This window comes from Clostridium sp. (assembly GCF_021443865.1).
In the GTDB taxonomy this organism is placed as follows: Bacteria; Bacillota; Clostridia; order Clostridiales; family Clostridiaceae; genus Clostridium.
In genome coordinates this window covers 10,472-36,601 of record NZ_JABUTB010000025.1, presented here as the reverse complement: position 1 = coordinate 36,601, position 26,130 = coordinate 10,472, and the positions used below count along the sequence as shown (strand labels likewise).

At 27.9% G+C, this 26,130-nt stretch carries 27 protein-coding genes; 22 read left to right on the top strand and 5 right to left on the bottom strand.

What is annotated here, in order from left to right; translation table 11 throughout:
* The 9 genes from HUJ77_RS05980 to HUJ77_RS05940 all read left to right on the top strand — a co-directional run.
* On the top strand, positions 1-483 hold a 483-nt coding region (locus tag HUJ77_RS05980), incomplete at its 5' end, for a PfkB family carbohydrate kinase (RefSeq protein WP_291707665.1).
* A 15-nt stretch (positions 484-498) separates the two neighbouring features.
* A complete protein-coding gene (locus HUJ77_RS05975) occupies positions 499-2,373 on the top strand; it encodes a fructose-specific PTS transporter subunit EIIC (protein WP_291707664.1) in 1,875 nt (624 codons plus the stop codon).
* Positions 2,374-2,572: 199 nt separating this feature from the next.
* Positions 2,573-3,160: a rubrerythrin gene (gene rbr, locus HUJ77_RS05970; RefSeq protein WP_291707663.1), complete on the top strand. Its 588-nt coding sequence runs from the start codon at positions 2,573-2,575 to the stop codon at positions 3,158-3,160.
* Positions 3,161-3,296: 136 nt separating this feature from the next.
* A complete protein-coding gene (locus HUJ77_RS05965) occupies positions 3,297-4,946 on the top strand; it encodes a PAS domain-containing sensor histidine kinase (RefSeq protein ID WP_291707662.1) in 1,650 nt (549 codons plus the stop codon).
* An 18-nt stretch (positions 4,947-4,964) separates the two neighbouring features.
* Positions 4,965-5,552 (top strand): response regulator, encoded by a 588-nt coding sequence (locus HUJ77_RS05960; protein WP_291707661.1) that lies wholly within the window; start codon positions 4,965-4,967, stop codon positions 5,550-5,552.
* Between the two features lie 95 nt (positions 5,553-5,647).
* Positions 5,648-6,088 (top strand): hypothetical protein, encoded by a 441-nt coding sequence (locus HUJ77_RS05955; RefSeq protein ID WP_291707660.1) that lies wholly within the window; start codon positions 5,648-5,650, stop codon positions 6,086-6,088.
* 169 nt (positions 6,089-6,257) lie between these two features.
* Positions 6,258-6,431 (top strand): hypothetical protein, encoded by a 174-nt coding sequence (locus tag HUJ77_RS05950; RefSeq protein ID WP_291707659.1) that lies wholly within the window; start codon positions 6,258-6,260, stop codon positions 6,429-6,431.
* Between the two features lie 487 nt (positions 6,432-6,918).
* Positions 6,919-7,611 carry a DNA/RNA nuclease SfsA gene (sfsA, locus tag HUJ77_RS05945; RefSeq protein WP_291707658.1) on the top strand — a complete coding sequence of 231 codons (693 nt, stop codon included), beginning with the start codon at positions 6,919-6,921 and terminating at the stop codon, positions 7,609-7,611.
* Between the two features lie 32 nt (positions 7,612-7,643).
* Positions 7,644-8,150, top strand: coding sequence for an NUDIX domain-containing protein (locus tag HUJ77_RS05940; RefSeq protein ID WP_291707657.1), 507 nt, complete (start codon positions 7,644-7,646; stop codon positions 8,148-8,150).
* Positions 8,151-8,188: 38 nt separating this feature from the next.
* On the opposite strand, the gene HUJ77_RS05935 is transcribed toward HUJ77_RS05940, so the two are convergent.
* Positions 8,189-8,533 (bottom strand): hypothetical protein, encoded by a 345-nt coding sequence (locus tag HUJ77_RS05935; protein ID WP_291707656.1) that lies wholly within the window; start codon positions 8,531-8,533, stop codon positions 8,189-8,191.
* A 1-nt stretch (position 8,534) separates the two neighbouring features.
* Complete coding sequence (locus tag HUJ77_RS05930) at positions 8,535-9,713, bottom strand: DUF1576 domain-containing protein (RefSeq protein WP_366032901.1); 1,179 nt, start codon at positions 9,711-9,713, stop codon at positions 8,535-8,537.
* Positions 9,714-9,957: 244 nt separating this feature from the next.
* Here HUJ77_RS05930 and HUJ77_RS05925 point away from each other — a divergent pair, with 244 nt between their 5' ends.
* The 8 genes from HUJ77_RS05925 (at position 9,958) to ugpC (ending at position 19,097) form a co-directional block, all read left to right on the top strand.
* Positions 9,958-10,635, top strand: coding sequence for a hydrolase (locus HUJ77_RS05925; protein ID WP_291707655.1), 678 nt, complete (start codon positions 9,958-9,960; stop codon positions 10,633-10,635).
* A 135-nt stretch (positions 10,636-10,770) separates the two neighbouring features.
* Complete coding sequence (lysA, locus tag HUJ77_RS05920) at positions 10,771-12,066, top strand: diaminopimelate decarboxylase (protein ID WP_291707654.1); 1,296 nt, start codon at positions 10,771-10,773, stop codon at positions 12,064-12,066.
* Positions 12,067-12,168: 102 nt separating this feature from the next.
* On the top strand, positions 12,169-12,411 hold the full coding sequence (locus tag HUJ77_RS05915; RefSeq protein WP_291707653.1) for a DUF3006 domain-containing protein: 243 nt from the start codon (positions 12,169-12,171) through the stop codon (positions 12,409-12,411).
* On the top strand, positions 12,408-12,956 hold the full coding sequence (gene lepB / locus HUJ77_RS05910) for a signal peptidase I (protein WP_291707652.1): 549 nt from the start codon (positions 12,408-12,410) through the stop codon (positions 12,954-12,956). The genes HUJ77_RS05915 and lepB overlap by 4 nt, the downstream gene beginning before the upstream one ends.
* An 18-nt stretch (positions 12,957-12,974) precedes the next feature.
* Complete coding sequence (gene ftsH / locus HUJ77_RS05905) at positions 12,975-14,909, top strand: ATP-dependent zinc metalloprotease FtsH (protein ID WP_291707651.1); 1,935 nt, start codon at positions 12,975-12,977, stop codon at positions 14,907-14,909.
* A 133-nt stretch (positions 14,910-15,042) separates the two neighbouring features.
* Complete coding sequence (locus HUJ77_RS05900; protein WP_291707650.1) at positions 15,043-17,142, top strand: UvrD-helicase domain-containing protein; 2,100 nt, start codon at positions 15,043-15,045, stop codon at positions 17,140-17,142.
* 351 nt (positions 17,143-17,493) lie between these two features.
* Positions 17,494-17,967: a hypothetical protein gene (locus HUJ77_RS05895; RefSeq protein ID WP_291707649.1), complete on the top strand. Its 474-nt coding sequence runs from the start codon at positions 17,494-17,496 to the stop codon at positions 17,965-17,967.
* Positions 17,968-17,987: 20 nt separating this feature from the next.
* The gene (ugpC, locus tag HUJ77_RS05890) at positions 17,988-19,097 is read left to right on the top strand and encodes a sn-glycerol-3-phosphate ABC transporter ATP-binding protein UgpC (RefSeq protein ID WP_291707648.1); all 1,110 of its coding nucleotides are present in this window, start codon (positions 17,988-17,990) and stop codon (positions 19,095-19,097) included.
* A gap of 130 nt (positions 19,098-19,227) precedes the next feature.
* On the opposite strand, the gene HUJ77_RS05885 is transcribed toward ugpC, so the two are convergent.
* Positions 19,228-19,887, bottom strand: coding sequence for a superoxide dismutase (locus HUJ77_RS05885; RefSeq protein WP_366032907.1), 660 nt, complete (start codon positions 19,885-19,887; stop codon positions 19,228-19,230).
* A gap of 160 nt (positions 19,888-20,047) precedes the next feature.
* On the opposite strand from HUJ77_RS05885, the gene HUJ77_RS05880 reads away from it, so the two are divergent.
* Positions 20,048-20,359 carry a thioredoxin family protein gene (locus HUJ77_RS05880; RefSeq protein ID WP_291707646.1) on the top strand — a complete coding sequence of 104 codons (312 nt, stop codon included), beginning with the start codon at positions 20,048-20,050 and terminating at the stop codon, positions 20,357-20,359.
* A gap of 128 nt (positions 20,360-20,487) precedes the next feature.
* Here the strand turns inward: HUJ77_RS05880 and HUJ77_RS05875 are convergent, their stop codons facing one another.
* On the bottom strand, positions 20,488-20,745 hold the full coding sequence (locus HUJ77_RS05875) for a hypothetical protein (protein WP_291707645.1): 258 nt from the start codon (positions 20,743-20,745) through the stop codon (positions 20,488-20,490).
* A gap of 148 nt (positions 20,746-20,893) precedes the next feature.
* Between HUJ77_RS05875 and HUJ77_RS05870 the strand changes: the two genes are divergently transcribed.
* A complete protein-coding gene (locus HUJ77_RS05870) occupies positions 20,894-22,396 on the top strand; it encodes an ABC transporter substrate-binding protein (RefSeq protein ID WP_291707644.1) in 1,503 nt (500 codons plus the stop codon).
* Positions 22,397-22,469: 73 nt separating this feature from the next.
* Here HUJ77_RS05870 and HUJ77_RS05865 read toward each other — a convergent pair whose 3' ends face one another.
* Positions 22,470-23,987, bottom strand: coding sequence for a hypothetical protein (locus tag HUJ77_RS05865; protein ID WP_291707643.1), 1,518 nt, complete (start codon positions 23,985-23,987; stop codon positions 22,470-22,472).
* 88 nt (positions 23,988-24,075) lie between these two features.
* Here HUJ77_RS05865 and rph point away from each other — a divergent pair, with 88 nt between their 5' ends.
* Genes rph through HUJ77_RS05850 form a run of 3 tightly spaced genes read left to right on the top strand, consistent with a single transcriptional unit; the run spans position 24,076 to position 25,923 of the window.
* The gene (gene rph / locus HUJ77_RS05860) at positions 24,076-24,822 is read left to right on the top strand and encodes a ribonuclease PH (RefSeq protein WP_291707642.1); all 747 of its coding nucleotides are present in this window, start codon (positions 24,076-24,078) and stop codon (positions 24,820-24,822) included.
* Positions 24,823-24,825: 3 nt separating this feature from the next.
* A complete protein-coding gene (locus HUJ77_RS05855; protein ID WP_291707641.1) occupies positions 24,826-25,437 on the top strand; it encodes an XTP/dITP diphosphatase in 612 nt (203 codons plus the stop codon).
* A 9-nt stretch (positions 25,438-25,446) separates the two neighbouring features.
* Positions 25,447-25,923, top strand: coding sequence for a metallophosphoesterase (locus HUJ77_RS05850; protein WP_291707640.1), 477 nt, complete (start codon positions 25,447-25,449; stop codon positions 25,921-25,923).
* Positions 25,924-26,130: the final 207 nt, after the last annotated feature.

Genomic DNA, 26,130 nt, shown 5'->3' with positions numbered 1-26,130 from the left:
GAAAATATATATGAAATTATAATGGAAAGGTTATTAGATAAAAAAATAAAAATTATAGTAGACGCAACAAAAGATTTATTATTAAATGTTTTAAAATATAAACCCTTTTTAATTAAGCCTAATCATCACGAATTAGGAGAATTATTTAATGTTAAGATCAAGAATGATGATGAAATCATAATTTATGCTAAAAAACTTAAGGAAATGGGAGCTATGAATGTATTAGTTTCTATGGCTGGAGATGGGGCTATATTTATAACAGAAGATAATAAAGTTATAAAATCAGATGTTCCAAAGGGAAAGCTAGTAAATTCTGTAGGTGCAGGGGATTCCATGGTAGGCGGATTTATTGCAGGATATTTAAATAAGGGGAATTTAGAAGAAGCCTTTAAAATGGGAGTTGCAACAGGAAGTGCAAGTGCTTTTTCAGAAGGATTAGCAACTAAAGATAAAGTCTATGAATTATTAAAACAAATATTATAATTTGGAGGTTTAATTATGAAAATTACAGATTTATTAAATAAAAAATCTATAGCTATAAATCCTAATGTAAAATCAAAAAATGATGCTATAAATAAATTAGTTGATTTAATGAATGAATCAGGAAATTTAAATAATAAAGATGAATATAAAAAAGCAGTTTTAGCTAGGGAAGAGCTTAGTACTACTGGTATTGGTGATGGAATTGCTATACCTCACGCTAAAACAAAAGCAGTTAAGGATGCTGGGTTAGCTGCCATGGTAGTTAATGAAGGAGTAGATTATGACTCTTTAGATGGGAATCCAGCAAAAATATTCTTTTTAATTGCAGCTCCAGATGGTGAGAATAACCTTCACTTAGAAGTTTTAGCAAGACTTTCAACTATGTTAATGGATGAAAAGTTTAGAAATGCTTTAGAAGGTTCTAAAACACCAGAAGAATTTATAAAATTAATTGATGAATTTGAAAATGAAAAAGTTAATAAAGTAAAAGAAGAAAGTAAAGATGGTTATAGAGTGCTAGCTGTAACAGCTTGTCCTACAGGAATTGCTCATACATATATGGCTGCTGAAAGCTTAGAAGAAAAAGCAAAAGAAATGGGAATTTCAATAAAAGTAGAAACAGATGGTTCAGGTGGAGCTAAGAATGTTCTGACTGATAAAGAAATAGAAGAAGCAGAATGTATAATAGTTGCAGCAGATAAAAAGGTGGAAATGGCAAGATTTAATGGAAAGAAAGTTATTCAAACTAAGGTTGCCAATGGAATTCACAAATCAGAAGAATTAATTAATAGAGCTATATCAGGAGATGCACCTATTTATAATCACAATGGTTCTAAAGATATTGAAGATAGTACTTCAGAAGAAAATGAAAGTATAGGACGTCAAATATATAAACACCTTATGAATGGAGTTTCACATATGCTACCATTTGTAATTGGTGGAGGTATATTAATTGCTTTAGCATTTTTATTTGATGATTACAGTATAGATCCTGCAAACTTTGGTATGAATACACCTTTTGCAGGTTTCTTAAAGACTGTAGGTGGAACAGCTTTTGATTTCATGTTACCAATACTAGCTGGATACATTGCTATGAGTATAGGCGATAGACCAGCACTTGCAGTAGGTTTTGTAGGCGGTATGCTTGCTAATAAGGGTGGTTCAGGGTTCCTAGGTGCATTACTTGCAGGTTTTATTGCTGGATACTTAATAATAGGTTTAAAGAAGCTGTTTGAAAAACTTCCAAATAGCTTAGAAGGATTAAAACCAGTATTACTATATCCTTTCTTTGGTATATTACTTATAGGTGCAATAATAATATTTGTAATCAACCCACCAGTTGCAGCTCTAAATACTGGAATTACTAACTTCTTAAATAACATGGGAGAAAGTAGTAGAATATTACTTGGAGCACTTTTAGGAGGAATGATGGCCTTTGATATGGGAGGTCCTTTAAATAAGGCAGCTTATGTATTTGGAACTGCATCCTTAGCAAATGAGCAATTTGAATTTATGGCAGCAGTTATGGTTGGTGGTATGGTTCCTCCATTAGCAATAGCATTATGTACAACATTCTTTAAAAAGAAATTTACTAAAAAGGAAAGACAATCAGCAGTTACTAATTACGTAATGGGATTATCATTTATAACAGAAGGAGCAATACCTTTTGCAGCATCAGATCCACTAAGAGTAATACCTTCTTGTGTAATAGGTTCAGCAATAGCAGGAGCATTATCAATGTATTTCGGATGCCAACTTAGAGCACCACACGGGGGAATATTTGTATTACCAGTTATAAGCAATCCTCTTGGATACTTTATATCTCTAGTAGCTGGATCAGTAATAGGAATGGCGGTTTTAGCTATATTAAAGAAAAATAAATATGATTAATTAGAAAAATAGCCATAAGTTATTCTTGTGGCTATTTTTCTATAAAAAGAAAGAAAAGTCTAATAATTAAATAAAATCAGAGAAAATATCAGATAATTCTTATTATTTAATGGGTAGGCCTTTGATAAAAAAGTATATATGTAATATAATGTATTTATAGGAAATTTTAAAAAAAATTTTTATAGGAGTGTGGTAATTTATGAAGAGTTTAAAAGGAACTAAAACTGCTGAAAATTTAATGAAGTCTTTTGCGGGAGAATGTCAAGCAAGAACAAGATATACTTATTATGCTAGCGTAGCTAAAAAAGAAGGCTATGTTCAAATTTCAAACATATTCATGGAAACTGCTGAGCAAGAAAAGGAACATGCAAAGAGATTCTATAAATTCTTAAAGGATGAATTTGCTGGAGAAGAAATAGAAATAACTGCTGGATATCCAGTAGCATTATATGATGATACTGCTAGTAATTTAAAAGCAGCTGCAGCAGGTGAAAATGAAGAGTGGACTCAACTTTATCCAGAATTTGCAAGAGTTGCTAGAGAAGAAGGATTCCCAGGAATTGCTGTTGCTTATGAAAGAATAATAGAAGTAGAAAATATGCATGAAAGAAGATATAACAAATTACTTAAGAACGTAGAAGAAGGACAAGTATTCAAGAAAGATGAAGTAGTTCTATGGAAATGTGGAAATTGTGGATTTATATTTGAAGGAGCTGAAGCACCAGAAGTATGTCCAGCATGTTTACATCCAAAATCATACTTCGAAGTATTTTGTGAAAACTATTAATAGAATGTTATAGAGGCTGTTTGAACAGCCTCTTTTTTTATTAATAATTTGTAAAAAGATAGATATAAAAATAATATATTACATTTAATAATTTAATGTATAATTAACATATAAAGAAAACTGAGAGGGGAATATCATGTTTAATTCCTTAAATAAAAAAGTTAAATTTATATATATTTTTTTAGGCATAATAATAGTTATTATATGGTTCTTAACAGCAGTAAGTGTTTATATTACAAAAAGTTCTACAGATGGACCAATAAATAATGGTTATAAGAGCATAGATTCAATAAAAAGTATGATAAGTGCAGTAAATGATCAAGAAAAAGCTATACTTATTTATCTCCAAGGAGATAAAGAGAGGGCAGTGAATATATTTCATTCAAATGATGATGAATTTTATAAGTGGTTATATATTGCAAAAGGAAATATTACTGATGATGAAGAGGCCAAGTTATTAGAAAAAGTTAATTATGAATACATAGAATTTAGCAAACTATTTTCTTTAATACAAGATTATAGTAATGGAGAAAACTACAGTGAATTAGTAAAATTTTATAATGAAAAAATAGTATTACAAGTAGGCGTTGTAATTGATGATTTAAAAAGTTTAGAGAAATTAAATGAAGATATTATTTTAATAGAAAAAGATAATTTTCAAAGTAAAACAAAGGAGATTATATATTTAATTTCATTATTTTTCTTAGTTGTAGCTATTATATTTGGAATAACTTGTTTTGTTTTAATAAATAGATACTTTTATGCAATTAATTTATTAGTATATTCATTAAACGATACAATAATATTATTAGATAAAGATTATAGATTTAAATTTATTAATAAAAATGGAATGAAGTTATTTCAAATAAATGAAAGGGACTATAAAAGAAAATATTTTTTAGATTTAATTAATTTGCCTGAGATATATAATCTGATTCAAGAGTATGAAATTAGTAAAGAAAATAATAAAGTTATAGAAGTTATTTATAAAAATAAACGACTATTCCTTAAAATAGATATTTCTTCAAATAGAGAAGGAAAGAGAAAAAATAACCATATATTATTAGTTATTAAAGATACTACAGAGCTAATAGAATCAGAAGTGGCTAATAAAAATTTAATTTATACTATATCACACGAGTTAAAAACGCCATTAACTTCAATAATGATGGGTATAGGGCTTGTCAATAATGAAAATATTGGACAATTGAATTCAAAACAAAAGGATATAGTTGATACTATGGAAGAAGATATTCATAAGCTAAATGAATTAGTATCAGATTTATTAAAGGTATATGAGATACAATCAAATAAAAATAATTTAAATAAAAAAAGATATGATGTAAGTAAAATTATAATGGAATCTTTTTCTAATTTTGAATTGCAAGCAAAAGAGAAAAAGATAGCTTTAGATATGAATTTAAATACTAAGCTACCTTATGTAATGATAGATAATGAGAAAATAAAGTGGGTTTTAAATAATTTAATTTCTAATGCTATAAGGTATACTGAAAATGGTTTGGTAAAAATAACTGCTAGTTATGATAATGATAAGGTATTTATATCTGTTACAGATACTGGTAGAGGAATTCCAGAAGACTATTTAAACAAAATATTTGAAAGATTTGTTAGAGTTGAAGGCTTTGATATACCTCAAGAAAGCACAGGATTAGGACTAGCTATTGCTAAAGAAATAGTGGAAATGCATGGCGGAGAAATTTGGTGTGAAAGCAAGATAGGAGTAGGAAGTAAGTTTACATTTACTATACCATTAGTTAAAAATTAGAATTTAGGAGTTGAGGTAATGAAAAGAGTTCTAGTAATAGATGATACCAAGAATATTAGAAATTTATTAAGCACTTGTTTAGAAATAAGAGGATATAACGTAATTACAGCAGATAATGGAATAGAAGCTTTAAGATTTGTAAAAAATAAAGATATAGATATTAATTTAATATTTTTAGATATTAGAATGCCTGGTATAAGTGGTACAGAAATTCTAAAGAGCATAAAAGAAGAAAGAGAAAACTGCCCAGTTATAATAATGACTGCTTTTGCTACAGTTAAAAATGCAATTGAGTGTACAAAACTAGGAGCATTAGTTTATCTGCAAAAGCCATTCTCAACTGATAGGATAAATAGTGTTCTAGATGAGATTGAGGGTAAAATAGAAGATAACACTAAAAAAAATCAGGATAATAATTTATTAGATGAAGTAAAATTATTATTAAATAGTGAAGAAAATGCTATAGAAGCACATAGATTACTTAAAAAGGCTATTGGAATTGACCCATATAATAAAGATATTTATTTATTAATTAGTAAAGTAAATAAGATTTTAGGAAAAGAAGAAGAAGCAGAAAGATTTAAAAGAATTTATAAGCTTTTTTAATAAATAAGCTTTAATTATAGGAATGTTTTAATTTTTTAATAACTAAGATATAATAAATTAGTTAGAATTTTTATATAATTAGGAGGGCAGCAATTATGTTTTTAAATGAATTAAATAAAGAAGAAGCTATATGTTTTTTAAATTTAGTTTCAATTTTTACTAAAGTTGATAATAAATTTGCAAGAGAAGAACAGGTACTAGTTGATGAATATAAAGAAGAATTAGGAATAAATAGTGAAGAAATTATAACTATAGAATATGATGATATAATAAATAAACTAAGTAATTCATCAGAAAAGTCTAAGTTAATTATATACTTTGAATTAGTAGCATTAGCACTAGTTGATGGTGATTATGAGGATCAAGAAGTTGACTTTTTAGAAGAAATATCAAGTAAGTTTAAGGTATCAAGATCAAAAAGATTTGAAATAGCAAATTATTTTTATAATTTTACAGATTCATATAAGTCTACTACAGTAGATGTAGATAATAATATTGAGCTTTTAAGAGAACGAGCACAAGCAATTATAAATTAATAATAAAATATTTTATATAAATAAGGGAGTTAATAGCTCCCTTTATTTTTTAAAGATTTACAAATAGTTTACTTTTATGCCAAAGGAGATTTATTGAAAAAGTAAAATATATTATGTAAAATATATTTGGATTAAGGAAGTATATAAATAAGGGAGATAAAAATAAATTATGATAGTAATAATAATATTATTATTACTATCAGTATTTGCATCATTTAAACTAGCTGAAGAAAAAGGACAAAACAAATTTATATGGGCATTAGCAACTGCTTTAATTGGACCATTTGTTTTAGGAATTCAGTATTTAGTTACATGGTACAAATTTAAGAACTCAGTAATATAATCAATAGCTGTATTAAAGAGTACTTTTTAAGGACTTTTTAATACAGCTTTTTATTTAATATATTCTTTACAAAGAAATATAAAATGTGTATAACTATAAGAATATATGTTAAAACTGTGGAAAGTTATCCACAAAATGTGGACAACTATTAAAAACTGTTGAAAACTTTTAAAAAAGTATTGACACAATATATATGGATGGAATATATGTTTGTAACAATATGATGATTTTTGTTGACGATTAAAGGTATATGTTATATAAGGTAAAATAAGAAAAAAAGTAGATGTATGGATAAAAATATAGTTATGCACAGTTTGGACAAAATGTGGATAAAAACTGTGGATAATGTTACAATTATTATGAAAATATAGAGAAATACAGAGTTTTTTCAAAATAAGCTGTGGAAAACTTTATTCCTTTAAGTGAATAAGTTTAAAAATTTATGAGAAAAATGTAGAAATAATTAATAATTTAAGGGAGTAGAAATATGAAGTTTGATAAAAATATCCTTCAAGGGAAATTTATAAGTAGACCTAATAGATTTAATGCAAAAGTATTATTAAATGATGAAGAAATTGTAGTTCATGTTCCTAATACAGGAAGGTGTAGGGAAATATTGAAGGAAGGTACTAAGGTATTTCTAAGAGAAGAATTAAATCCAACTAGAAAGACTAAATATGATTTAATTGCAGCAATGAAAGATAATATATTGATTAATATTGATTCACAAATTCCAAATAAAGTAGTTTATGAAGCTTTACAAAATAAAAAAATTGAAAATTTAAATAATTATAGTAAAATAAACAGAGAAAAGACTTTTGGAAAAAGTAGATTTGATTTTATGTTATCCACAGAAGATAATGATATATATTACCTAGAAGTAAAGGGAGTTACTTTAGAGCACCAAGGCTATTGTAGATTCCCAGATGCACCTACAGAAAGAGGTGCTAGACATATAATGGAGCTTATTGAAGCAAAAAGAAAGGGATATGGGGCAGGTATATTATTTTTAATACAATTAAATAATGTTCATACATTTTCTCCAAATGATGAAACTGATATAGAGTTTGGTAGTGCCTTAAGATTAGCTAAAGAAAATGGTGTGGACATAATGGCTTATAATTGCATAGTGGATGAAAATATGATTGAAATTAACAAAGAAGTAAAAATAATATTGTAATTAATTTAGTTTTTACTAATAAGAGGTGGGATATGAAGTATAAGTTTTGCCCTATGTGTGGCAGAGGGTTAGAAGAGAAGTTTAGCTGGGATGAAGGTGGAGTTCCTTACTGTTCTCATGATGATATAATGTTTTTTGATACTCCTAAGCCATGTATAATGGTAGCAATAATAAAAGATGATGAAATATTATTATTAAAGCAAAGCTATATATACGAAAATTCAAAGGTATTATTATCAGGCTATGTTGGTAATAATGAAACTGCAGAAGAAGCTGTAAGTAGAGAAGTTAAAGAAGAAGCTGGCATAGATATTGATAATATAAGATATTTGGGTTCAGATTATGTAGTTGATAAAGAGATTTTAATGATAACATTTGTTGCAGATTTTGTTTCAGGAGAAATTAAGAAATCTACAGAGGTAGAAGGTATGGGATGGACAAAACTTTCTAAGGCTTTAGGAGAAATGAAAGAAGATCTTATAGGAACAAAAGTAGTTAAAAAGATCTTAGAATTAAGAAGTAACTGTGATACAATATAAATTAATAATAAGATGAGAGGCTGTTATACAGCCTCTTTTTATATTTCATTTCTGCATATTTTAAAACTTAAGATATTATTAGAATAAGTTACATCTGCTTTATCTATCATCATACCTATTAGGGTAAAGTCACCATTTTCTTCTGCATCGCTATCTAGGTTCCAATAATATTCTTCAATTTCATGTTGCCTATCAGTATTTAGTAAATTAATTAAGTTATCCAATTCAGATTGCTCCATAGTAATAATCTCTCCCCAAATGTCAATATCGGTTGTAGAATCATTTTTAGTAAATTTAACATTGATATTTTTGGCACCTAACTTATGTAAATAAGTCATTAGTTCATTAATAATTTTTAAGTTTCTCTCAAATTGGTATCTCATTCTATAACGCCTCCTTCTTAAAAATGTTTATTACTGGAATTAAAATCATGGCTACGAATCCTGCTGCTAAGCCATTGTTATATAAATTAAGTCCTCCATGGAGGTACCCTATATTAGTTACCATATTTACATGTAAAAATCCAGCTAATATACCAACTTTATATCCAAATTTACCTGCTACTGGAGCTAGAGCAGTAGAGAAAAGTATAGATAGAATTAATGAAGGTGAATTAATTGGATTAATATTAATGAAGGCTCCTAAAATTGCACCTATAATAATTGGAATAACGTTTACAGGGTGCTTACCAAAGGCTCCGAAGCCTACAATAGTAAATATTCCAGCAATAGTAGGTCCATTTAAATGGGATTGTAATGATAACACAAGTATTGTTGATAAAATACATAGTATCCCCATATTAAAGTAACATGTGTTTCCAAAAGAGATATAAAAATCACTAACTAATCTACCAGGTTGTTTTATCAAGGATAAGAAATCCTTGTTTAATGAAGAATTATTATAAATGCCAAGAACAATTAAATAGATAGATAAGATTAGTAATAGAATTACAAAAATAAAATTTGATTCTGTATTCCACAACATTCTAGATTCAAATTCTATTCCTAGTGCTCTTAAAATAGCCATTAGTAATGTAGCATAAATACCTGCAGAAAAACCAACATTATATAAATTGTATCCGTTATGAACTTTTATACAATGGGAAGAAATAGGTGCTAAAATGAATCCTGTTAGTATTCCTATTAAAAATCCTAATATTATCCCAATAGGTTTTGAAACGTTGTTTGTAAAACTTAGTTGACTTACAGTAGGGGCTAATGTAGTAGAAAGCATTGCAACTAAACTATAATTAAGAAATGGTTCTTTTTGATATCTAGAGTAAAGATAAACACCAATGATAATTGGCCAAATGTTAAATATGTTTTTTCCAAAGAATGCAAAACCACATATTAGCCAAAGGGACATAATAGTAGATCCATTTGGTTTAACACCAATAAATACTAAAATAGATAAGGCAAACAAGCTAGTTAAAGCCGAGTTAATAAGAGAAGCGCCAATTCCTCCAATTTCAACATAATCAGAAATTAATATATCTGGGCTAAGAATTATTTTTTTTAGTCCAGTTAATATTTCTGTTGGAGAATCTAGTATAAATGCAACCACAATAAAAAATAGATATATAGTTATTAAAACAATATATGGTGGATATAATTTGACCTTTTTTATATAAATCACCTCTTAGAAATTTTTAGTAGTTAGCAATAATTAAAATAATAGATGTTGATTCTTACTTAATAATTTTATAAAATAATCTAGTCAAATATATATTAATATGATTAAAAGGTAGTATAATATAATTATACGAAAAAAAATAATAAAGAGAAAGATAAAATAGGAGGAGTTTTATATGGATGGGAAAAAAATAAAACAGGTACCAGAGATAAAAGGCGCATTAAGAAGCCATGTAATAGAGGTTCCTTCCTGTATTAGAGAATGTAGTGGGATAAAAATATTTGGCAAAAGAATAAAATCTTTATTATTTACAACGGATGTAGCAATTATAAAAAATACAAATGCGGATGCTATAATTGCAGTATATCCTTTCACCCCTCAGCCTATTATAACTCAAGCTTTAGTTATGGCAGCAGATGTCCCTGTTTTTTGTGGAGTTGGAGGAGGAATTACTCAAGGAAAAAGAGTAGTTAATTTAGCTTTAGATGCAGAGTTTAAGGGTGCTATGGGTGTTGTTGTAAATGCCCCAACTTCTAATGAAATAATAAGGAATGTTAAAGAAATAATAGATATACCTGTAATAGTTACAATTGTGTCTGAATGTGAAAATATAGCAGAAAGAATAGAGGCAGGAGCTACTATATTAAATGTATCCGGAGGTAAGAATACTCCAAATATAGTTAGGAAAATAAGAGAGGAATTTCCTAATTTTCCGATAATAGCAACTGGTGGACCTACTAATGAAAGTATAATGAGAACTATAGAAGCAGGAGCAAATGCAATAACATATACACCACCACCATCAGGAGAAGTAATGGGAAACTTAATGGATAAATATAGAGGTGAAAATTAAAAAAATTCAATTCAATTGCATAAATATAGAATAACTATCAAAAAAAGTGTATAATAATAAATAGAATGAAAAAAGCCACTATGATTAACCATGGTGGCTTTATCATAATATTTTAAAATATATTGGAGGAAATATATGAAGTTTTTTGGGGCAAGCAAAATTGAAGAAAATGATTTAGTCATTGGAGGTATAAAGGCCAGTGATTTAGCTAAAGACTATGGGACACCACTTTACGTAATGGATGAACAACTTCTATTAGATAAATGCAGGGGCTATATTAGAGGTTTTAAAGTTAAAGAGAATAATAATAGAGTAGCTTTCGCGGGGAAGGCATTTTTAACAATTGAAATGTGTAAGCTAATTAATGAAGAGGGGTTATATTTAGATGTAGTTTCTGGGGGCGAATTGTATACTGCATATAAATCTGGTTTTCCAATGGAAAAAATATATTTTCATGGAAACAATAAAACCTTAGAAGAAATAAATCTTGGAATTAAATTAGGTGTAGGAAGATTTATTGTAGATAATATTGAAGAGATAGCTAGAATTAATGAAGTAGCAGAAAGCTATAATAAAAGGCAAGATATATATCTTAGATTAACACCAGGAATAGAAGCACATACTCATGATTATATAAAAACAGGGCAAATAGATTCAAAGTTTGGTTTTGCACCTGTAGGGAATATTATAATGGAGGCTGTAAAGAAATCATTGGAGTTAGATAATATTAATTTAGTTGGTCTTCATTGTCATATAGGTTCACAAATATTTGAGACTGAACCTTTTAAAGATGCAGCGGAAGTTATGTTAAAATATATATATGATATAAAACAAGAAACAGGTCATTATATAGAGGAACTAGATTTAGGAGGAGGCTTTGGAATCTATTATTCTGAAGGAGATGCTCCGAAAAAAATAGAAGATTACTGTAAGGTTATATTAGATACTGTTGAAAAGGTTTGTTATGACTTAGAAATTAAGAAACCTATATTAACAATAGAACCAGGTAGATCAATTGTTGCCAATGCTGGTACTACCTTATATACTGTAGGAACTATTAAAGACATACCGGGGATTAGAAAATATTTATCAGTAGATGGTGGAATGACGGATAATATTAGGCCAGCATTATATGGTGCGAAGTATGAGGCTTTAATTGCTAATAAGGCATTAGCACCAATGGATGATAAGGTTACGATAGCAGGCAAGTGCTGTGAATCTGGAGATATATTAATTAATGATATAGAAATTCAAAAAGCAGAAATTGGAGATATATTAGCTGTTTTATCTACAGGTGCTTATGGATTTTCAATGGCAAGTGGATATAACAAAATAGCTAGACCAGCAGTTGTTTTTGTAAGAAATGGTGAAGCAAGAGTGGTTGTAAAGAGACAAAGTTACGAAGATTTAATTAAAGAAGAATTACAATAGTATAAAGGGGCTGTTTTTACAGCCTCTATTTTAGCACATTGTATGCTATTTAAAATTGTAATAATATGATATACTAAAATATAATATAAAGTATAGGGAGAGGTGATTAAAAGTAATACTATGGAGAAAAAAGAGTATGTAATTGACAGAATAGAAGATGGATATTTCGTATTAGAAGGTTTAGAAGGAAATATATTTAATGTAGAAAAGAAGTATATAGCCGATGATGCAAAAGAAGGAGATATACTTTATAAAAAAGATGATTTTTACTATATAGATAATGAAGCTACAAAATTAAGAAAAGAAGAAATAGATAAATTAATGAAAGGATTATGGGAAGAATGACAGAAAATAATATCGAAAAGAAAGAAAAGGGAAAAAGTTCAATAAAAAATTTCATTTATGAGTGGGGAATTCCAGTAATTTCAGCATTTATTATTGCTTTTCTTATTAATAAGTTTTTATTATTTAAAGTTTTAATTCCATCTGAATCTATGGTACCAACTTTAAATGTAGGCGATAGATTATTTGTGACAAGAATTTATAATTTAGATAAATTAAATAGAGGAGATATAGTAGTTTTTTATTCAGAAGAACTTCAAGAGGATTTAATTAAAAGATTAATTGGATTACCTGGAGATAAAATAGAAATAGAAAGCGGAATTGTTTCTGTAAATGGTGAAGTATTAGAAGAAGATTATATAGGTACGAAGGATAATATTAATGGAGTATATGAAGTTCCAGAAGGAAAGTACTTCTTTTTAGGAGATAATAGATTATATTCCAAGGATTCTAGATACTGGATTAATCCTTATATTGACGGCAAAGATATTACTGGGAAAGCACAAGTTAAGGTATATCCACTAGATCAAATAGGAAAAGTAAAATAGTTTTTGAAAGGAAAGAATATGGATAATAAGAATACTGAAGAAAATAATAACAATAATAATAAAAAGCAGCATACCATAATATATGCAGTTTTAGCATTTTTATTTTTATATGGATTTTCTGCAACTAAGAGTTTCATGACAACAGATCAAATAAGTTATAACAAATTTCTAAATATGTTAGAGAATAAGCAAGTTGAAGAGGTAGTTATTTCATCAAGTGAAATAAAAATATTACCTAAAGAAAATGAAGAAGAAACTTCAAAAAGAAAAATATTATATACTGGTAACGTAAATGATCCAGATTTAGTAAGTTTATTAAATGAAGCAGGAGTAGAGTATAGTGCAGAAACTATAAAGGATAACTTTTTTGCAGATTTTATATTTAGCTGGGTAATTATGCCTATAATACTTTTTGGGGTTTTTAGATTTTTAGCTGGAAGAATAGGTAAGAAAATGGGTGCTGGTCCTATGATGGGATTAGGCAAAAGTAATGCTAAGGTATATAAAGAAAATGATATAAAAGTAACTTTTGATGATGTAGCAGGCCAAGATGAAGCCAAGGAATCACTAAAAGAAATAATAGATTACTTAAATAATGCAGCTAAATATACAGATATTGGAGCAAAGCTACCAAAAGGAGCTCTTTTAGTTGGACCTCCAGGAACAGGAAAAACATTGCTAGCAAAAGCAGTAGCTGGAGAGGCGAATGTACCATTTTTATCAATATCTGGCTCAAATTTTGTTGAGATGTTTGCAGGAATGGGAGCAGCTAAAGTTAGGGATTTATTCCAAGAAGCAGAGAAAAATGCTCCATGTATAATATTTATAGATGAAATAGATTCAATTGGTAAGAGTAGAGATTCTCAACTTCAAACTAATGATGAAAGAGAACAAACATTAAATCAATTGTTAACACAAATGGATGGATTTGATTCTACTAAAGCAATAGTAGTTTTAGCTGCCACAAATAGACCTGAAATATTAGATAAGGCATTATTAAGACCAGGAAGATTTGATAGAAGAGTTATAGTTGATAGACCTGATCTTAAAGGAAGAATAGATATTTTAAAAGTTCACTCTAAGGGTGTTAAACTTGGTGATGATGTAGATTTAGAGGAAATTGCTAAAAGTACTCCAGGAGCTGTAGGAGCAGATTTAGCAAACATAGTAAATGAAGGTGCATTAGCAGCAGTTAAACATGATAGAGAGTATGTAATGCAAGAAGATTTAAGAGAAGCTGTTGAAGTTATTATAGCTGGTAAGGAGAAAAAAGATAGAATTTTATCTCCAATGGAAAAGAGAGTAGTAGCTTTCCATGAAGTAGGCCACGCTTTAGTAGCAGCTCTTTTAGAAAATACAGACCCAGTACATAAGATTACTATAGTTCCAAGAACCATGGGAGCTTTAGGATATACAATGCAATTACCAGAGGAAGAAAAATACCTTGTTTCTAAAGAAGAGTTAACAAATCAAATTATGGTTATGCTAGGTGGTAGATCTGCAGAAGAAGAGGTATTTAATTTAGTTTCTACTGGAGCATCTAATGATATTGAAAGAGCTACTAAAACAGCAAGAAGTATGGTAACTATTTATGGAATGACTGAAAAATTTGATATGATGGCTTTAGAGTCTCCACAAAATAGATATTTAGATGGAAGAGCTGTTAGAGAATGTAGTGAAGAAACATCAACTTTAATTGATCAGGAAGTATTAGATATCATAAGAACTTGTCATAAAAATACTAGACAGATATTAAATGAAAATAGAGATTTACTAGATAGAATTTCTGAATATCTATTAGAAAAGGAAACAATATTTGGTGATGAGTTCATGAACTTTGTTTATGAAAAATATCCGGAATTAAAGAAAAAGAAAGAAAAAAAGGATAGAGATAAGGCAGCTAATAAATCATCAGCTGATATATTAGTAGATGATAATACAGATATTCTTTAGAAGAATATTAAAATCAAGTTGATTTAAAGCAAACTGAAGTTTAAAATAATAAAAGTTGGTTAGTTTAATGGAAGAGTGTGCAAATTTTTTTGTTACACTCTTTCTTAGTAAAAAGTCAAAGGGGGAAATACTCTTGGATAAAATTGAATTCTTAAGAGAAGAAGAAAACCTAAAAAAAACATTAAACATTCTTAATGATGAGACATTAAATTATATAGAAAAAAGAAAAGCTATTTCTGAATATATACTTGATTATAGAAAGAAGTATATTGAAGAATACAGAGATGATGAAGATAAATTAATAGAATATTTCGATCATGAAAGATATATAAAAGAGGAAAGTTATAAGGCTATAGATAGAAAGTTATCTGAATTTGTTAAGCTAAAGGAATCACCTTATTTCGGAAAGATTAATTTCATTGATGATGGCTTTAATGAAGAATTATATATTGGAAGGTATGGATTAACACCAGAAGGAACTTATGATCCTGTAATTGTAGATTGGAGGGCTCCAGTTGCATCTTTATTTTATAAGGGAATGTTAGGAGAGACTAGCTATTCTAGCCCCCAAGGGGAAGTACCTGTAGATATATTAGGCAGAAGGCAGCTTATGGTTAAAAAAGCTAAATTAGAAGGGTATTTTGATTCTGATATTAATATACAGGATGAAATATTACAAATGGTGCTATCTTCTAATTCTGGGGAAAAGCTTAAAGATATAGTAAATACAATCCAAAAGGAACAAGATGAAATAATAAGAGCAGATAGAAATAAAGTTGTTGTAGTTAATGGGGTAGCGGGATCTGGTAAAACTACAATAGCTCTTCATAGAGTAGCATACCTTTTATATAATTATAGACAGCAATTAACTGATAAAGTATTAATTCTTGGACCAAATGATGTATTTATGGATTATATATCAGAAGTTTTACCTAATTTAGGTGAAACTGCAGTTAAGAATGAAACCTTCTTATCATTTGCATATAAGGAAATAGGTTTAAATGAAGAGGTTAAAGATATAACTTCTTATTTAGAAGCAGTTCTAAAGGGAAATGAAGAAGTAATTAATGAAATAAAATATAAGTCATCTAAGGACTTTATTGATTTATTAGACAAAAAGATAATGGAAATAGAGGAGAGCTATTTGAAAATACAACCAGTTATCTTTTTGAATGAAGAAATAGTATCAGTAGAAGAAATAAATGAATTATTTGAAAAACATTATAAATATATGCCTATCTTTAGAAGAAGTCAAAAAGTTAAAAGAATTTTATTTTCTAAGATTAAAGATAAAAGAGATGAAAAGGTTAGAGAAATTAACATAAATTCTAAAGAAGAAAAGACAAAATTATCAGCAGATGAACTAGCTATTGAAGAAAATAATATAGAATTTAGAAGAAAAATTGCAATAAGAGATGTAGTTAGAGAAGTTATGAAATCTAAGGCAGAGATAGAAGCTTGGATTGATAACGAAGAAGTTGTTAATATCTATAAGAACTTTATGAACACTGAAAAGTTATCATATTTAGATTTAGCTGGGATTTTATATTTAATGATAAAATTAGATGGTAAAAAAGCAGATTATGAAGTTAAACACATCGTTATTGATGAAGCACAAGATTATAATATGCTTCAATTTATAGTTCTTAAGGAGTTAACAGGTTGTAGAAGTTATACAATAGTAGGTGATTCAAATCAAAGATTAGTTAAGGCTGAAGAAGTACCTGCAATGTTAAGATTAAAAGATATTTTTGGTGGATTCTTTAATCTATATCAATTAAATAAAAGTTATAGATCTACTTATCAAATTATGGAATATGCTAATAAGTTCTTAGAGGAAGATATTGTAGTACCTTTTGTTAGAAAAGGAGAATTTAATGTTTTAGAAACTACAGTTCCAAAAGGAGATACTGAAGATTTAATAGAAGTTATAGTAAATCTTTTAGAAGATTATCAAGAAGAAAAATATGAAAATGTAGCTATAATAACTAAGGATAAGGAAGAAGTAAATATTATTTCACCAGAGCTTAAAAAGCGTACTAATATTTTGTCCTTTAATAAATCTGATATAGTTTATAGAGGGGGAAGGGTTCTTGTTCCTTCTTATTATGCTAAGGGATTAGAATTTGATGCTGTAATATTAGTTGATTTTGATGAAAATACTGATAATTTAATTAAATATATAATGAGTACAAGAGCATTGCATAGATTATCAGTAGTAAAAATAAGATAACAATTAGTATTGCTTTAGAATTTAGAGTATATTATTAATACAAATATTTTAATAAAGAACTACCAATAGTTTATATTTATTTACTAATTGGATAGTTCTTTATTTTTTATAAACTTCTTTCCTTAATGATTAAATAAAATATTCATTATATTCTAGACATTTGGAATTTGCCAAGGTAACAAGGAGTATAAAATATATTCATCTATATTGTAAAAATTCACAATATATCTATGTATTTATTAGGCATTATTTAGGAAAGTAGAATTAAAGGTTAAATAAAATTGAAATTAGATTGAAAGATAATATAATTAAATCATGAGATTTATGTAAACGGTATAGGGGGGGATGAAAATGGATTGTTTTTATGAACAATTTCAGACAAAGGACTATCGTAGAATAGAAAATACTATGAATATTCTATCAAAGGGATCTCTGGCTATAGCAATAGTATTAATAGCAATGCTTAATATAATAGGAGCTATATTTTTTGCATTAGTATACTTTATAATTTTTATATTATCTAGAAAGGTGATAGTAGAGTATGAATATGAGCTAACAGGAAATGAACTTTCAATTTATAAAATTATGAATAAAAGTAAAAGGAAAGAAATTGGTAGCTTTAATATAAGAGAAATATCTAGTGTAAAAACTTTGGACAAGCTAAGCAATAATACTAAAATCATAAAAGCTTATTTAGAGGAATCAGGAATTAAATCAAAGGTCTATATTGTTAATACCTCTAAAGGTACTACAGGATTTCAATTAGCAATGGATGACAAATTAATAGAGTTTATAAAAAGAGTTAACCCATTAGTATTTTATTAATATATTTGGAGGAGAGAAATATGGCAGGTTTAAAATTAAAAGGTATTCAAAAGGTATATGAAAATGGATTTGAAGCAGTTAAGGATTTCAATTTAGATATTGAAGACAGAGAATTTATTGTTTTCGTTGGACCATCAGGATGTGGTAAATCAACAACTTTAAGAATGATAGCAGGATTAGAAGAAATATCAAGTGGGGAATTATATATTGATGATAAATTAGTCAATGATGTTGCTCCTAAAGATAGAGATATAGCTATGGTTTTCCAAAACTATGCATTATATCCACATATGACTGTATATGAAAATATGGCATTTGGATTAAAACTTAGAAAAATGCCAAAAGCTGAAATAGAAAAAAAGGTTAGAGATGCAGCTAAGATATTAGACATCGAGCATTTATTAGATAGAAAGCCAAAGGCATTATCAGGTGGACAAAGACAAAGAGTTGCTATGGGAAGAGCTATAGTTAGAAGTCCAAAGGTATTCTTAATGGATGAACCTTTATCAAATCTTGATGCTAAATTAAGAGTTCAAATGAGAATAGAAATATCAAAATTATATAATGAATTAAACACAACATTTATATATGTTACACATGACCAAACAGAAGCAATGACTTTAGGAACTAGAATAGTAGTTATGCAAGATGGAGTTATTCAACAAGTTGCATCACCTACTGAAATATATAATAATCCAGCTAACCTTTTCGTTGCAGGATTTATTGGAAGCCCTCAAATGAACATGACATATGGACAAACTTCTGTTGAAAATGGAAGACAATATGTTAAAGTATTTGATAAGTTAATGGAAATTCCAGCAGATAAGGCTAAGACTATAAAGGAAAAGAATGCAGAAAATATAGATGTAATAGTTGGAGTAAGACCAGAAAACATATATCACACTAAGGAAGAATTAGCAAAACCAGGAGTTGTTACTTTCAATGGAGTAGTTGACTTAATGGAAAACTTAGGTGCTGAAATATATATTCACATTAAAAAAGATGGAGCAAACTTTATCATTAAATCAAGAACAGTTGCAGCTTACAAGATTGGTGATCCAATTGAATTCGGATTTGATGCTAATAAGATTCATATATTCGATAAAGAAGAACAAAACACAATATTCTAGGAAAAAATGAAATAATTAAAAAATGAAAAAATTAGTGAGGAAACTCCTTGGAGAGTTTCTAAAATAAATATAATATTAGAATGGAGCTGTAAGAACAGCTCCATTTTTTTATTTAGCATTTATAGTATTTCTATTTTTTAGTTGAAGTATAGTTAGATTCTGTTTTATCCCAGTTAACTACATGCCACCAATTATCTATATAATCTCCACGTCTATTTTGATACTTTAAGTAATATGCATGCTCCCACACATCTATACCTAAGATTGGAGTTAATCCTTGAGATATTGGCGAGTCTTGATTAGAAGTAGAAATTATAGAAAGTTTTCCGTCTTTATCAACAACAAGCCAAGCCCATCCAGAGCCAAATCTTCCTAAAGCAGCATCTTTAAATTTACTTTTAAAGTTATCAAAGGAACCAAAATCTTTATTAATAGCTTTTAATAATTCTCCTTTTGGTGTCATATCCTTTTCAGGGGACATAATTGACCAAAAGAAGTCATGATTATAAACTCCACCTGCATTATTCTTAACAGTTTCTCTAATATCTTCTGGTACTGAATTTAAATCTTTTAATAGTCCATCTAATCCCTTCTTATATAATTCAGGGTATTTAGAAATTGCTTTATTTAAATTATCTAAATAGGCCTTTTCATGCTTATCATGATGTAACATCATTGTTTCCTTATCTATATAAGGTTCTAAGGCATCATAAGCATAAGGTAAAGGCTTAAGTTCAAATTGTGAATCACTTAAATTATTACTTTTTACAGTAAGAGCAGGTAATAAAATAATACAAATGACAATGGATAAAGTTGATAACAATAGAATTGTATATTTTTTCTTCAAATTAAACACCTCCTTTCTTTAGTATTTACAATGGAAAGGAATTTTATAAAATAATTGTTTAAATGATATAATAAATATACAATTATATTAATTTGGAGGAATTATGGAAAAAGAAGTGATTGAAGATTTTATAAAAGAGAACTTAATAAGCATAGTATATTTTAGTGGTGTAACTTGTGGAGCTTGTGATGCTATAAGGGACAAGGTTTTTCATATAATTAAAGATTATAAAGAAGTTGAATTTATGGAAATTAATGCAATAGAGAATAGAAAAATAGCTGCTTCCTATGATATTTTTTCATTACCTATATTACTTTTATTTGTTAATGGTAAAGAATCCTTACGAGTAGGAAGAAATATTGATTTATTAGATTTTAAGAATTCAATAGATAGATATTATAATTTAATTTTTTAAGAATTCATTAAGATATTAATATCAGATTTGTAATTTGATGGTTAAGAAATAAATATAAATAATTAATAGAAGATCAAAACAATATAAGAGGTTGTAATTACAGCCTCTTATTTCTATTTAAAAATAAATTAATCTTCTTCATTTAGCAAATCATCAATACCTATTAAGGTTTCATCAGAATTTTCATTAAGAGTACTATTATTCTTATGATTAAGTTGGTTTAAAGCTTGATAAATCTTTTCAAATATATAGTTCTCAATTCTTTTTGTTTTATAGTATTTACTAAAAATAATAAATCCCCATATTCCTATAATAGTAAAGGCTACCATAAATAAAGTACCTATACCATAAAAGACTATTTGAAAAATCTGTACTGCTAAATCCATATTAGTATTCCTCCAAAATTTATATAAAGATATTATAACATATGGAAAAGTAAAATTTGTATGTTTATATAAATAATAATATTTTTGATTAGTTAAGCCTTGATATGGATATAATTCTAAAAGATACTAATCAAAAGGAGAAGTATATATGAAGAAATTAATAATAACACTTATATCATCAGCGTTAGTTGTTAGCTTTTTAATAGGTTTTATAGATATTTCCACTCCACAAACTGAAAATAGTAACAATGAAGTTATATATTCAGTTGCACAAATTCCAACAGATTTTAAAGCAGTGGGAAGTTTAAACAAAAGAGCTCAGGATATAATCACAGCAACTAGCAGGGGATTAGTAGAATTAAATGAAAATAATGAAATTAAACCTTCTTTAGCAGAAAGTGTTGAAGTAAGGGATGATGGACTGGAATATGATTTTAAAATAAGAAGTGATGTATTTTGGAGTGATGGAAGAAGAATAACTCCAGAAGATATTGCTATGTTTTTTAGAGAAATACTAACAGAAGAAAATGAGGAGAATATAGCAGCTTTATTAAATGTGTATGGTGCTGAAAGATTTAGAGGGGGAGAAGGCTCCTTTGCTAGAGATGTAGGTATAAGCTTTAATGAAGATAATATAACTTTTAGGTTAAACTCCAGGGATGATAAATTTATTGAAGAGCTTACTATGCCGCAGTATAGAGTTAGAAAAGATGTTTTACTTTGGGAGAGTATAAAAAATAATTATAATAATTTAATTTATTCAGGTTATTATAGCATCGAAGCAGTTAGTATGTCTGAATTAAGCCTTAAAAAAAACAATACTACTAATTTAAACATAGCCAATAAAATAAAAATTATTCCTTATGAAGAAGAAGAGGTAGCTATGGCTTCTTTTGAAATAGGTAAAAGAGATATAGTTATTAATCCACCTAAGAGCCAATTAAGTAGATTGAATTCAGAAGGAAGGTTGATTAATTTAAAATCAAATAGAGCTATGTATTTGGCTTTTAACCCTAAGGATGATACTTTACAGTTAGGGGATAGAAAAGAAGTATATAATTTGATTAATAAGGCTTTTCAAGAGTATCAGATAAATAACAGCATGTATATTGAATTAGCTGATGGAAGCTATTTTAGAGATGATAAAGAAGATTTAGAGAAGCTTCAAGCAAGGAAGGTAATGAGTAGAGAAACTTCAGAAGAAGGCATTAGTATTAAGTCTGTGCATATGATAGCAGAAGAAAGTAGTGAAAGTAAGGAAATATGTGATTTTTTAGTTTCATGGTTCGAAAACAACTCTGATACTAATTTAATTTATGATTTAGTCACTAAGGAAGAATTAAATTCCATCGATAAAGGAAATTACTATAACTTTGCATTAATTCAAGGAGACTTAATATTCTCTAACGATACATCAATATACAATAATTTAGTAAATTTTTTAGATAGTAATAATAAGGAGAAGTTTTTGCTTGCTAAAACAGATGGAGATAGAGAAAATATATTTATAAATATTGAAGAAGAGTTGTTTAATAATTACACTATTTTACCATTGATTTTTTATAATGATAATATTGCTATAAACAAGAAAATTAAGAATTTAGTGCTAGACGGTAATGGTAACATTAATTTTAATAAAATAGAAAAATAATAAGACTGAGAATTTCTCAGTCCTATTATTTTATAGCTTTATCATCTAAAGCTTTTTCTTTAACATCATTATCTTATTCTCTAACATCATTACTTTCATCATCAATTATTTCATCATCTACTTCCAAGTCATTATCATCAACAGAATCTTCATCAGTTACTCTATAATTTGATGAATTAGATAATAAGTTTGTTTCTAACATAAAATCATTAATAAATAAGAATATTATTAAATTATAGATATAAAGATTTTTATAACTATCAAAAGATGAATTAGAGGAACTAAATGAATCTTTCTTTTTTGAATAAGTAATATTTTTCTTAAAGATTGGTGCCACCCCTAAATTTGATGGCGATTGGGTGTTAGACATCTTAAAAAAGCTTTCATCTATCATATCGGAAGAGTTAAAGGTTAAACCTCTATATCTTTCGGCATCATCTAAAGTAGGTGCATCTGGCCAGGAAGTTACTATTCCTGAAGTAATAAATAATTTTCTATATAATTGAGAAAGCATATTTTTATATTCGGCTTCTCTATTATCTTCCTTAGAATACATAAATAATGCTAAGAAGTAAAAGGTGATGTCAAAACAACTATATTTTAAATCCTTTTTACTTGATAGTTTTAAGAAAATATTCTTCTCATCATCATATAGTGATAGTAATTTATTTATTATATCTTTGGCTTTTTCATTAAAGGTAATCATTTGAGTATGTTTAAAGGATAGCATTAAGTTTATTGCAAATAATGAAGTGAAATCTAGTGAGTCAACATAATAGTCCTTTTCATCAAATTTATTAATTAAGAAATCTGTAAGATCAATAATTAATATTTTAGCATCATTATTTTTTGAATTACTGTAGAACATATTAATAGCAGTTAGTATTTTACATATTTCTTCAAATGAGCATTCATATATTTTTTCTTTGAATTCAATAAGTGTATTTAGTATTTCCATTGAAAAGTTATTATAATCTAATGAAAGTTTATCTTCAGGGTATAATATTGAATATAGGTTGTAAGCAAACATCATAAAAGCTTGGTCAGAGAATTTAAATTTATTATTTTTTTCTACAAGATTATAACCTTTATGATTACTTTCAGATAAGTTCTTTTTCTCAGTAAAAACACCTTCATTATTTCTGAGATTAATTGAATAAAATTCAAGTTGTCTTTTGGAAAGCTTTTTATATACCTTAGAATAGGCATATAATTTTTCATCTACATCTTTAAATCTTGAATAATAAGTAGATAAATTAAGTATACTTGTAGTCAATAGTGCATTAGTTGTTGGGCAAAGCTCCTTTTTAAATGATTCTTCATCAAACCCATTGTAATTCTTGCTATGAATATAGTTTGGAGATGCTTTTCTATATATACATAGTAGTGGAGAAAAATTGGTAGATGTGGTAATATCAATAGAGGATGATAATTTTTTATAATTTTTAGTAGAATCAACTAATCCACATTTTGACTCTAGTACTAAAGTCCTTATGGCCTCTTTTGATAAATGAAAAAGTTGGCCGTTAATTTCTTTATAAGATAATTTATTCATTCTAAAATATGGTCCTATATATCGCAAATTCTTCACCTCTTCATTAATCCTCATATTAATAATATGAGTTTAAAGTTAAAATAGTGCATAAAATTTTATAGTATTAAGAAATGGAGGTAATAACATGAGAATAGATGGAAGAAAAAATGATCAAGTGAGATCAACTAAAATTACTAGGGGATACACAAAATATGCAGAAGGGTCTGTATTAATAGAAGTTGGTGATACAAAGGTAATTTGTACAGCTTCTATAGAAGATAAAGTACCACCTTTTTTAAAGGGCCAAGGTGAAGGGTGGATAACTGCTGAATATAATATGTTACCAAGATCTACTGGAACAAGAAAGGTAAGAGACATAGCTAGACTAAAGATAGATGGTAGAACTATGGAGATTCAAAGGTTAATAGGAAGAGCATTAAGATCTGTTATGGATTTAAAAGCACTTGGTGAAAAAACCATTTGGATAGATTGTGATGTAATACAAGCAGATGGAGGTACAAGAACTACTTCTATTACTGGTGCCTTTGTAGCGTTAGTAGATGCAGTAAATAAGCTTCATAAAGAAAAACCTTTTGAAGTTTACCCAATAAGAAAATTTGTAAGTGCAACAAGTGTAGGAATTCTAAACGAAGAAAAAATACTAGACTTATGTTATGAAGAAGACTCTAATGCTAAAGTAGATATGAATGTAATAGCTACAGATGAAGGAGAGTTTATAGAAATTCAAGGTACAGGTGAAGAATCTCCATTTAGTAGAAATGAATTAAATGAATTACTAGACTTAGCTCAAAAAGGTATTAAGCAAATGGTTCAAATCCAAAAGGATGCATTAAAAATGGATGCACTATGGATAGGGACTGGAGGAAAATAGTTTATGAAAAAGTTAGTTATTGCTAGTAATAATTCAGGTAAGATAAAAGAGATAAAAAGAATATTAAGCGATATAGATATTGAGGTTTTATCTCTAAAGGATATGGGATTAAACATAGATGTTGAAGAAGATGGACTTACTTTTGAAGAAAATGCAAAAAAGAAAAGCACAGAAATATATAAGGAATTAATTAATAAAGGTGAAAGTGATTTTATAATTATGTCAGATGATTCTGGCTTAGAAGTCGAATACTTAAATGGTGATCCTGGAGTTTTTTCAGCAAGATATGCTGGGGAGCATGGCAATGATAAAAAAAATAATGAAAAACTTCTTTTAAATTTAGAAGGAGTTGATTATAAAAATAGAAAGGCAAGATTTGTTTGCCAATTAGCAATTATAAATGATAATAATGAATATAGAAGTGTTAAAGGAATAGTTGAAGGTTATATATTAGATAAGGCAAAAGGTGATGGAGGATTTGGATATGATCCATTATTCTTTTATGAGCCGTTAAATAGAAGCTTTGCTGAACTTACTATGGAAGAGAAAAATAAGATATCACACAGAGGCAATGCACTTCAAAATGCTAGAAAAATAATTGAGGAATTATTATAGGAGGGAAAAATGAAAATTGCTGTTATAAGTGATTCACATTATGAAGCTTCTAATATAAATGCAGTAAAAAAATATCTTAGGGACGTAGATATTTTAATACATTGTGGAGATGGAGCTCCAGACACTAAAATTTTAGATAGGGACTTTAGTGGAGAAATATATGCCGTTAGAGGAAATTGTGATATGAGCAATGAATATCCAGCTGAGAGAATAATAGATGTTATGGGAGTAAAAATATTCATAACTCATGGCAATATGTATAATGTAAAATATGAATATAACACTATATTCTACAAGGGAAAAGCTGTTGGAGCTGATATAGTGCTTTTTGGTCATTCACATAAGGCTCTAATAAGTAATTATGATGGAATTACTATAATGAACCCTGGAAGTATAACTTTTCCTTACGGAAGCACAAAGAGAACAATGGGATTTATAGAAATAGATAGTGACAAAAGGCCTGATTTATACATTCGGGAAATATAGTTTTTAGGCTAAGCAATCCGTTACATTGTTGTATAGTTCTTAGGTTTTATGTAATAAATAGATATTTATTATAATTTTATTTAAAAAAAGCTATTGACGGATTGCTATTCCTATTGTAGAATAAACATTGTCGCTGAGAGATATTAGGTATCGGGGTGTGGCGCAGATGGGAGCGCGCGTGGTTTGGGACCATGAGGTCGCAGGTTC

Coding starts and splice junctions, on each gene's coding strand:
- HUJ77_RS05975 (WP_291707664.1), top strand. CDS start 499: ATGAAAATTACAGATTTATTAAATAAAAAATCTATAGCTATAAATCCT.
- rbr (WP_291707663.1), top strand. CDS start 2,573: ATGAAGAGTTTAAAAGGAACTAAAACTGCTGAAAATTTAATGAAGTCT.
- HUJ77_RS05965 (WP_291707662.1), top strand. CDS start 3,297: ATGTTTAATTCCTTAAATAAAAAAGTTAAATTTATATATATTTTTTTA.
- HUJ77_RS05960 (WP_291707661.1), top strand. CDS start 4,965: ATGAAAAGAGTTCTAGTAATAGATGATACCAAGAATATTAGAAATTTA.
- HUJ77_RS05955 (WP_291707660.1), top strand. CDS start 5,648: ATGTTTTTAAATGAATTAAATAAAGAAGAAGCTATATGTTTTTTAAAT.
- HUJ77_RS05950 (WP_291707659.1), top strand. CDS start 6,258: ATGATAGTAATAATAATATTATTATTACTATCAGTATTTGCATCATTT.
- sfsA (WP_291707658.1), top strand. CDS start 6,919: ATGAAGTTTGATAAAAATATCCTTCAAGGGAAATTTATAAGTAGACCT.
- HUJ77_RS05940 (WP_291707657.1), top strand. CDS start 7,644: ATGAAGTATAAGTTTTGCCCTATGTGTGGCAGAGGGTTAGAAGAGAAG.
- HUJ77_RS05935 (WP_291707656.1), bottom strand. CDS start 8,533: ATGAGATACCAATTTGAGAGAAACTTAAAAATTATTAATGAACTAATG.
- HUJ77_RS05925 (WP_291707655.1), top strand. CDS start 9,958: ATGGATGGGAAAAAAATAAAACAGGTACCAGAGATAAAAGGCGCATTA.
- lysA (WP_291707654.1), top strand. CDS start 10,771: ATGAAGTTTTTTGGGGCAAGCAAAATTGAAGAAAATGATTTAGTCATT.
- lepB (WP_291707652.1), top strand. CDS start 12,408: ATGACAGAAAATAATATCGAAAAGAAAGAAAAGGGAAAAAGTTCAATA.
- ftsH (WP_291707651.1), top strand. CDS start 12,975: ATGGATAATAAGAATACTGAAGAAAATAATAACAATAATAATAAAAAG.
- HUJ77_RS05895 (WP_291707649.1), top strand. CDS start 17,494: ATGGATTGTTTTTATGAACAATTTCAGACAAAGGACTATCGTAGAATA.
- ugpC (WP_291707648.1), top strand. CDS start 17,988: ATGGCAGGTTTAAAATTAAAAGGTATTCAAAAGGTATATGAAAATGGA.
- HUJ77_RS05880 (WP_291707646.1), top strand. CDS start 20,048: ATGGAAAAAGAAGTGATTGAAGATTTTATAAAAGAGAACTTAATAAGC.
- HUJ77_RS05875 (WP_291707645.1), bottom strand. CDS start 20,745: ATGGATTTAGCAGTACAGATTTTTCAAATAGTCTTTTATGGTATAGGT.
- HUJ77_RS05870 (WP_291707644.1), top strand. CDS start 20,894: ATGAAGAAATTAATAATAACACTTATATCATCAGCGTTAGTTGTTAGC.
- rph (WP_291707642.1), top strand. CDS start 24,076: ATGAGAATAGATGGAAGAAAAAATGATCAAGTGAGATCAACTAAAATT.
- HUJ77_RS05855 (WP_291707641.1), top strand. CDS start 24,826: ATGAAAAAGTTAGTTATTGCTAGTAATAATTCAGGTAAGATAAAAGAG.
- HUJ77_RS05850 (WP_291707640.1), top strand. CDS start 25,447: ATGAAAATTGCTGTTATAAGTGATTCACATTATGAAGCTTCTAATATA.